Source organism: Acidobacteriota bacterium, from assembly GCA_022340665.1.
Lineage (GTDB): Bacteria > Acidobacteriota > Thermoanaerobaculia > Thermoanaerobaculales > Sulfomarinibacteraceae > Sulfomarinibacter.
This window is the reverse complement of record JAJDNM010000051.1, coordinates 1-7,879: the sequence shown is the minus strand read 5'-3', so window position 1 is coordinate 7,879 and position 7,879 is coordinate 1. Positions and strand designations below refer to the sequence as shown.

The following is a 7,879-nucleotide window of genomic DNA, read 5'->3' as shown; positions in this document are numbered from 1 at the left end:
CGGCTCAGCGCTCTGCGCTTCGCCGAAACGGGCGTCGTGACCCCCCGGCCAAAATCGGGTGGTCAACACCCGGCCCTCTTGTTTTGAACCGGGTTACTGACGCCCTCCCGGCTCAGCGCTCTGCGCTTCGCCGAAACGGGCGTCGTGACCCCCCTTCAGAACTGAGTGATCCTAAGCCGTCCACCCTCCCTCTCGAAGACCCCCACGGCAAGGATCACAATCCAGTTCTGAAGGGGGGTTGACAAATAATACGATTAGTATTATATCTAATCGTATTATGAATGAAGACATCTCTCTCACGCCCCTGCGACTCGCGATTCTCGGCCTGATCGCCATGCATCCCCAGTCCGGCTACGACCTGAAAAAGATCTTCGAAACAACACCGATGGGCAACTTCAGCAGCAGCCCGGGCGCCATCTACCCGGCCCTCAAGAGCCTCGAAAAGAAGGGCTGGATTCGCGGAGAACCGGACAAGACGGATTCGTTGCGCCCCCGACTCGTCTATTCGATCACCGATGAGGGGGACGCGGTCCTCAGGGCCGAGCTCGAAAAACCCGTCACGCATGACGATCTGATCTGGCACTTCGACTTGATCATGTTGCGTTTCGCGTTCATCGAACGCATCGGATACGGCCAGGCGCTGCGGTTCCTCGGAGAGTTTCGTGCCGAGTCAGAAGCCTACGCTGAGCACCTCGAAGGGCTCAGGGACCAACTGCGCGAACAGCTTTCTCCCTGCGGGCGGCTTGCCCTCGAACATGGCATCCAGGGCTCCCGCGGCAATGTTATCTGGGCCGAACAGGCCATTGGCGAGCTCGAACAGCTCGAGAAGGAATGAGGAGGTCCTCAGATGGAAAAAGAAAACCTTCACCCCGTCGTCGGCTGGTTGTGGAAGATTCCCGCGATTGCCCTCGCATACTTCATCGGCGTCATGATCAGCGGTGCCGTCATAACAGCCACCAATTTGCGGTGGCCGTCATTCCCGGAGTCCTTCAACCAGTCAAACGAATTCGTTCTCAGCCTCGTCGGTGCGGTCCTGATGGCTTTCTGCATGGCGTTGCTCGCGCGCGGTGTCGGCGGCTCGTACGTCGCGCGCTGGTTCATGCTGGCGACCTTCTCCTATGTCGCTTTCGGCCTCAACAATCAGATCGAGGCGGCCATATTCACCACCTATGGCGGCACGGTGACGATGCTTCTGTTCCTCATCCTGCCCTGTGCGCTCGGCGCCGCGGCGGCCGTCAGCCTATTCGAGCCCGAGTGGATGGAAACGGTGCTCGAGAATGCGATCACCAGCCAACCACTTTCGAAATGGTTCTGGCGGGTTGCCGTCGCGTGGCTCGCCTTCCCCGTCATCTATCTTTTCTTCGGAATGCTCGCCGCACCCATAGTGGTGCCCGTCTATCAATCACAGAACTTCGGCCTGACGCTGCCCGGATTCGCCACCATCATCCCGGTCGCATTGGTTCGCAGCGCTCTCTACCTTGCTGTCACGATTCCGATCATCGTCTCCTGGTCTCGATCGCGACGCAGCCTGTTCTGGTCTCTGGCGATCACATTATTCGCCATGATGGGCTTGATCGGACTCCTCTCGACCACCTTCTTCCCACCGGTTCTGCGGATCACCCACAGCGTCGAGATCCTCGGTGACGCCTTCGTTTACGCATGGCTCCTGGTAGCGCTGTTCGACCCCAATGCTCGACACGAAGTCAACGAATCGGTACCCGCCGTCGCAGATTCATGAGAACCGGCGCTTGTTTGTTGAAGGAAGAGCACAATGAAAACTGAACACCTGGGATCACAACTCGTGGACTTCATCTGGAAGGTCCCGGTGGTCGCCTTCGTCTACTTTGTCGCCTCGAATTTCTCCGGTTGGGCCTGCGACCGTGTCGGATTTCAGTTTCCAGAATTCCCGGGCCAGGAATACCGTCCGGTCCTCAGCTACTTCGCCGCTCTCGTGCTGGCTGCGGGAGTGTCTCTGCTCGCCCGAGGAATCCGCGGTTCGACTGAATTCCGCTGGCTCGTTCTCTTCGCCTTTACCTACATCTCGTACTGCATCAACAACCAGATCGAGGGCGCCGTCTTTTCCACTGCCAGCGGCTTTGGCGCGAACCTTGTGTATTTCCTCATACCCTGCGCCCTGATCGCGGGAGCAGCGGTGCTGCTGTTCAAGGCACCGGACGAGAGTTCCGTTCTGACCACCGTCTTCTCTGACCGACCGGCGTCGTCGTGGTGGTGGCGCTTCGCTGTCGCCTGGCTGGCCTTCCCATTCATCTACTACTTCTTCGGGGCTTTCGCCTATCCCTTGGTCGCCGATGCGTACGAGAGCGGTGAGTTCGCTCTTGAGGTCCCTGGCCAGCTGCTCATCCTCGGCGCCGTCTCGACCCGTAGCTTGCTCTTCCTCCTCGTCACCATTCCGATCCTGACGCACTGGTCGAGTTCCAGAAAAAGCCTTGTCTTCAGCCTGGGCGCCGCACTGGCGGCGATGGTCGGTGTCGTCGCAATGATCGAGTCTGCCTGGCTGCCACCGATCGTACGATTGGTCCACGGCGTGGAGATCACCATTGATTCACTCGTCCACGCATGGGTGATGGTCGCGTTGTTGCTACCCAAGCCGAAAATTGAAGGCAGAGAGAGTTCGGGATTGAGGGTCGAGAACTGAGAGTTGAGATTTTTCACCCGCCCGCCCAATTGGCCGGGAGCCTGGGTGGAAATTCTCAAATCTGAACTCTCAACTCTATCTTCTTCGGCTCATTCTCACGATGCGGTCGGTGATGTCGTCCTTGAGATCGCGGAGGAGCTCGAGCGCGAAATCCGCAACGTCACGCGAAGGATTTTCGATCAGTGGGGTCAGATCCATCGCGAAGGCCAGCCGCTCGGCGGTGTCCACCTCATGACTTTCGAAGAAGCTCGAGTTGGCCAGGTGCCTGCCCTCGACCGCGAGGTCGTAACGCTTGCCGCCGGAGATCTGTGAGTCGTACACTCCGCACAGCGCCTGGGCGATGTTGGCCCGGTCATCGAGCCGAAGGATCTTCTTGTCCGAATCGTGCAGCCAGTCGAGGCCTCGCCACACCTCGCACCCGTAGATACGAGTGGGCCGCCTGTCTTCCGGCAAGCTGCGAAGAGCGTCGATGGAACGCAGACAACAGGCGACGTGGGTATCGTGCTTGTCTGCCGGATTGTGGAGGTACACCACGTCCGGCGCTGCGCCTTCGAGTATCGCCCTCAGGTAGGTCACCACCTCGTCGTTACCCGCATCCTTGACGGCGGCGCTCGAAAAGCCGAGCTGAATCTGACAGGCGTAGTCTCCGACCAGCGCCGCCTTGCGCTGTTCAGCCACCCGGATATTCCGAATCTCATCATCCGAGTAGTCCTGATACGGCCCGCTTCTGGGGCTGCCCGCCCCATCGGTCACGGTGATGCCACTGAACCAGCGATCCGCCTGCCGGAAGCACTCCAGGATGCCGTGCATCGCCATGAACTCAATGTCATCCTGGTGGGCGCCCACCGCCATATGGGTGGTCTTTGCGAGGGCCTCCGCGACGGTCGATCCGTCGGGGACAAAGACGTCAGCGTTCGGGTTTTTCAGCTGCATCCCCAAACCGGCCCCCTCATCTCCGATGCGAGATTCCGTCTCCCATCATATATTGAGTCGCGGCACAGTTCATCAGCTCGTGCGAAGGACCAGGTCATAGGCTCGGAAGGCTGGCGGCGGCGATTGCCTGTCCATGTCGCTTGAACGTCTCGTCTGGCGTCTGCACTGTCAGGCGTTCGGCAATTTCAGGGAACTCGCACCTCACGACCTCCAGGGCAGAATCGATGATGATCTCCCCACCTGCGCCCGAGGTCACCCTGCCGAGGGTCACGAGGTTGTCGATCTCGTACCAGCGCGCGAACCATGCGATCGAATAGCCCAGGTAGACACCGATCGATTCATAGATCCTGCGCGCCCGCTCGTCATCTCTTTCCATCAGACTCTGAATGTCCGCCAGCCGCTCAGCGAGCGGAATGTGGTCCGGATGTTCGAGACCTGCCGCAGGCGCCAACCTCGCTACAGCCTGTTGGGAGAAATACTGAACGCCGCATCCGACGTCGCCCGACCATTCGTCCACCGGCGCGTCATCCCGGTAGTCGACAGGCACGAAGGCGAGTTCGTTGAGCTGGCCGGTGATCTGTCCATCTCTGTCGCAGTAGCCCGCGGCAAGGCTGGTTCCCATAGCGATGCCGAGGATATTGGTCGCATTGAAGGCCAGTGAAGCGGCCAATGCCGTCACCTCGCCGTCGTTGACGACATCGAAGGGCAGGTCGCCCATTTCGGATTGGAGCCTCCTGAAAATAGGACGAATTTCACGCTCGAAATCCTGGTCCGAAACGCCACGGAAGAGCGATCCGACGCGCGGCTCGTTATCGACGTAGACCCCGGCAGCGCTGCCGCCGATCGCATCCACCCTCGGCAGGTGGGCGGCGGCACGCTGAAGCGAGTCCATGATGCCGTCGAAGTGATAGCTGGGATCCGACTCGAAGTAGGGGCTCCACTCGACCTCCTCGGAATGCACGAGCTCGCCGTCTGCTACCGCAGCACATTTGCGATCGCTCCCGCCGAGATCGAACCCGATGCGGCATCCTTCGAAATGCCCTCCGAGGCGAATCGCCTGGACCTTTTCGTCCGGTACGAATTCGGCACCACATGAGGTCACGCTCATCGGTTCGAGAAAAATGCGCCTGCCGACCATTTCACAATCGAATGAGCGTGCTCCTTCGGGCATATAGAGGCCGGAGATCGCCTTCGCCAGCACCGGATTCCCGCCGATAACAATCCCTGACCCTCCCTTGAGCCACAAGAGGAGCTTGGTGATGCGCTCCACGTACTTGAAGTTGATCGGAATGTTTTCCCCCCCGTGCGGGAGGATCCTCATCTGATGGCGGAAGACCGTACCGTCGGGCCGCGTTACGGCGACGACCAACGGCTCACCCGCCGGGTCGATTTGAGCCCACGCTTCGTACGCCCTGTTCCAGAGCTCGGCGGGCACGAAATCCGGATCGAGGGGCGGCCGCACCCTCGGCTCGATCACCAATCCGTTCAATCGCTCGCCCTCCAGATCCTGGGAACAACCCGAGCCAGGCCGATGCCGGCTCCGAGTGCGACGGCCATGCACACCGTTCCCTGGAGCGGATGGCCGTAGAGTAGGGCCCCGGTCCCGAAGAGCGCAGAGTAGACGAAGGTGCAGCCCAGAACCCAGCCGAGGAACGCCAGCGAGAGATCATCGGTCGGGCCCTCCGCCTCTTCCGGACCGGCCACCTTCGCCCACCCCGGGCCTGCAGGCCGGACCTTGCGGTAGAAACGACGGAGGGTTTCGATGTCGGTTGGCTTGGTGACCAGAGTCACCACCAGCCAGACGACCGTCGTCAACGCGACCGACCATACGAGAGCGGCGTGGGAGGACATCTCGAGCCCGCCCTTGCGGGCGATGAAGAGAATCAACGCGATCGTGAACGAGGAAACCATCGCGGCAATTTCGGACCACGCATTGATCCGCCACCAAAACCACCGGAGCAGATATATCAGGCCGGTGCCGGCACCGATCGACAGCAGGAGGTGGAACGCTTCGCCCGCGGTCGACAGTAGGAACACGGTTGCGCCCGACACGATCATCAGCAGGGCAGTCATGACCCGGGAGAGCCACACGAGGTGGCGTTCTGAGGCCTCGGGCCTGATAAAACGCCGATAGAGGTCGTGCACCAGGTAGGAGCAGCCCCAGTTGAGGTGAGTCGACATGGTCGAGACGTAGGCCGACAGCAGCGATGCGACCAATAGACCGAGCAGCCCCGCCGGCAACAGGGTCAGCATCGCCGGATATGCGAGGTCGTTGCCGATCAGGTCATCGGACACGTGCGGCAGGGCGACCTGAATGTCGGAGAGGTTCGGAAACACGAGGATCGAGCACAGCGCCACGATGATCCACGGCCACGGCCGGAGAGCGTAATGAGCGATGTTGAACCACAGGGTGGCGGCCATCGCGTTTTTTTCGTCCTTCGCCGCCAGCATCCGTTGCGCGATGTAACTGCCGCCTCCCGGTTCAGCGCCGGGGTACCACACCGACCACCATTGAATAGTGAGCGGAATGATCAGTACCGACAGGGTGAGACTCCAGTTCGAGAAATCCGGCAGCAACCGCATGGTCGACGGATCGATCTGAGCCACCAACCCTGCCAACCCTCCGACTTCAGGCTGTGATAGCGCAACGTACGCAGCTACGAAGACTCCGACCATGGCGATGATGAACTGGATCACATCGGACGCGAGCACGCCCCACAGGCCCGCCATGGCCGAGAAGACGATGCAAATCAAGCCGCAGATGATCACCGTTTGCAGCCGACTCCATCCGAGCATCACATTGGCGATTTTGACTGCCGCCAATGTTACGGACGCCATGATGGCGCAGTTGAAAAAAAGGCCGAGGTAGACCGCGCGGAAGCCTCGTACGAAGGCGGCAGATCGGCCCGAGTAACGGAGCTCGTAGAACTCGAGATCGGTGAGCACGCCCGATCGTCGCCACATGCGGGCGTAGAAGAAGACGGTCATCATTCCGGTCAGCAGAAAGGCCCACCACTCCCAGTTCTGGGACACTCCTTTTGTCCGCACGAAGTCCGTGACCAGGTTCGGCGTGTCGGTAGAAAACGTGGTGGCCACCATCGAGGTACCAATCAGCCACCACGGCGCGGAGCGGCCCGAGGCGAAGAACTCATCGGTCCCCCTGCTCGCCCGGCGGGCGAGGAAGACGGCAGGTGCAAACGCGGCCGCAAGGCAGATCGCGATCACCACCCAATCGATCGAGGCAAGCTGCATCTTCAGGGACCCCTTCCGTCTCGGGAATTCTAGCGGATCGGTAGCATCGTTCGTCCGGGTCGGAGAGAATACAACCGTGAACTCAGATTCCGGGGGACATATGAAACGCGCATCGCTCGCCGTCATCGTGTCGTTTTTCGTGACAACCGTCGCCGGAGGCCAGCCGCCAACGCTCAACCTGATGCCGGTGCCCGCACAGCTCGAGCTCGGGGACGCAGCGATCGAGATCGAGGCAGATTTCACGGTGACAATCGAAGGCAATGGATCCACGCAGCGCCTTCGCAACGCCGCACAACGAATGCTGCGTCGGCTCTCGGACCGCACGACTCTTTTTTTCGACAACGACACCTTCCTTCGCCTCGAGGGGAGATCGATGGCATCGATGGTCGTGACAGTGGTTCGGGAGGGCGAACTTTCGGTCGGCGAGGACGAGAGCTATCGGCTCGACATCACCGCAGACGGCATTGCACTCCAGGCGGCCACCGACATCGGCGCCCTGCGCGGTCTCGAGACCTTCCTCCAGCTGGTGACCATCGATGAGCGGGGCGTCACGGTGCCGGAGGCCTCCATCTACGACACCCCGCGCTTCCCGTGGCGAGGTCTCATGATTGACTCGAGCCGTCACTTCATGCCGGTCGGAGTGGTCAAACGCAACCTCGACGGGATGGCCGCAGTCAAGCTCAACGTCCTCCACTGGCACCTGGTGGATGATCAGGGATTTCGGGTCGAGAGCCTCGCCTGGCCGCGCCTTCACGAGCAGGCGTCGGACGGCAACTACTACACCCGCGCCCAGATCCGCGACGTGATCGACTACGCTGCCGACCGCGGCATCCGCGTGGTACCGGAATTCGATCTCCCCGGCCACGGCAGCGCCTGGCTCACGGCCTATCCGGAGTTGGCAAGTGCACCCGGGCCCTACGAGATCGAACGGAGCTGGGGAATATTCGACCCCACCGTGAATCCGATCATCGAAACGACCTACGAATTTCTCGACGTTTTCTTCGCCGAGATGGCCAAACTCTTCGACGACGAGTTCAT

Annotated in this window: 7 protein-coding genes; 4 read left to right on the top strand and 3 right to left on the bottom strand. The window is 60.7% G+C overall.

Going from position 1 to position 7,879, the window contains the following annotated elements:
* Positions 1-277: 277 nt before the first annotated feature.
* The 3 genes from LJE93_07020 to LJE93_07010 are packed head-to-tail and all read left to right on the top strand — an operon-like array spanning position 278 to position 2,656.
* A complete protein-coding gene (locus tag LJE93_07020) occupies positions 278-835 on the top strand; it encodes a PadR family transcriptional regulator (protein ID MCG6948645.1) in 558 nt (185 codons plus the stop codon).
* A gap of 12 nt (positions 836-847) precedes the next feature.
* Positions 848-1,738, top strand: a complete 891-nt coding sequence (locus LJE93_07015; GenBank protein MCG6948644.1) for a hypothetical protein — start codon at positions 848-850, stop codon at positions 1,736-1,738.
* Positions 1,739-1,771: 33 nt separating this feature from the next.
* Positions 1,772-2,656: a hypothetical protein gene (locus tag LJE93_07010; protein MCG6948643.1), complete on the top strand. Its 885-nt coding sequence runs from the start codon at positions 1,772-1,774 to the stop codon at positions 2,654-2,656.
* 75 nt (positions 2,657-2,731) lie between these two features.
* Here the strand turns inward: LJE93_07010 and LJE93_07005 are convergent, their stop codons facing one another.
* The 3 genes from LJE93_07005 to LJE93_06995 all read right to left on the bottom strand — a co-directional run bounded on the left by LJE93_07005 (position 2,732) and on the right by LJE93_06995 (position 6,841).
* Positions 2,732-3,589, bottom strand: a complete 858-nt coding sequence (locus LJE93_07005; GenBank protein ID MCG6948642.1) for a PIG-L family deacetylase — start codon at positions 3,587-3,589, stop codon at positions 2,732-2,734.
* Positions 3,590-3,683: 94 nt separating this feature from the next.
* A complete protein-coding gene (locus tag LJE93_07000; GenBank protein ID MCG6948641.1) occupies positions 3,684-5,078 on the bottom strand; it encodes an ROK family protein in 1,395 nt (464 codons plus the stop codon).
* Positions 5,075-6,841 (bottom strand): Na+:solute symporter, encoded by a 1,767-nt coding sequence (locus LJE93_06995; protein MCG6948640.1) that lies wholly within the window; start codon positions 6,839-6,841, stop codon positions 5,075-5,077. Before LJE93_06995 ends, LJE93_07000 begins: the two co-directional genes overlap by 4 nt.
* A 100-nt stretch (positions 6,842-6,941) precedes the next feature.
* Here LJE93_06995 and LJE93_06990 point away from each other — a divergent pair.
* A partial coding sequence (locus LJE93_06990) for a beta-N-acetylhexosaminidase (protein ID MCG6948639.1) occupies positions 6,942-7,879 on the top strand: 938 nt, incomplete at its 3' end.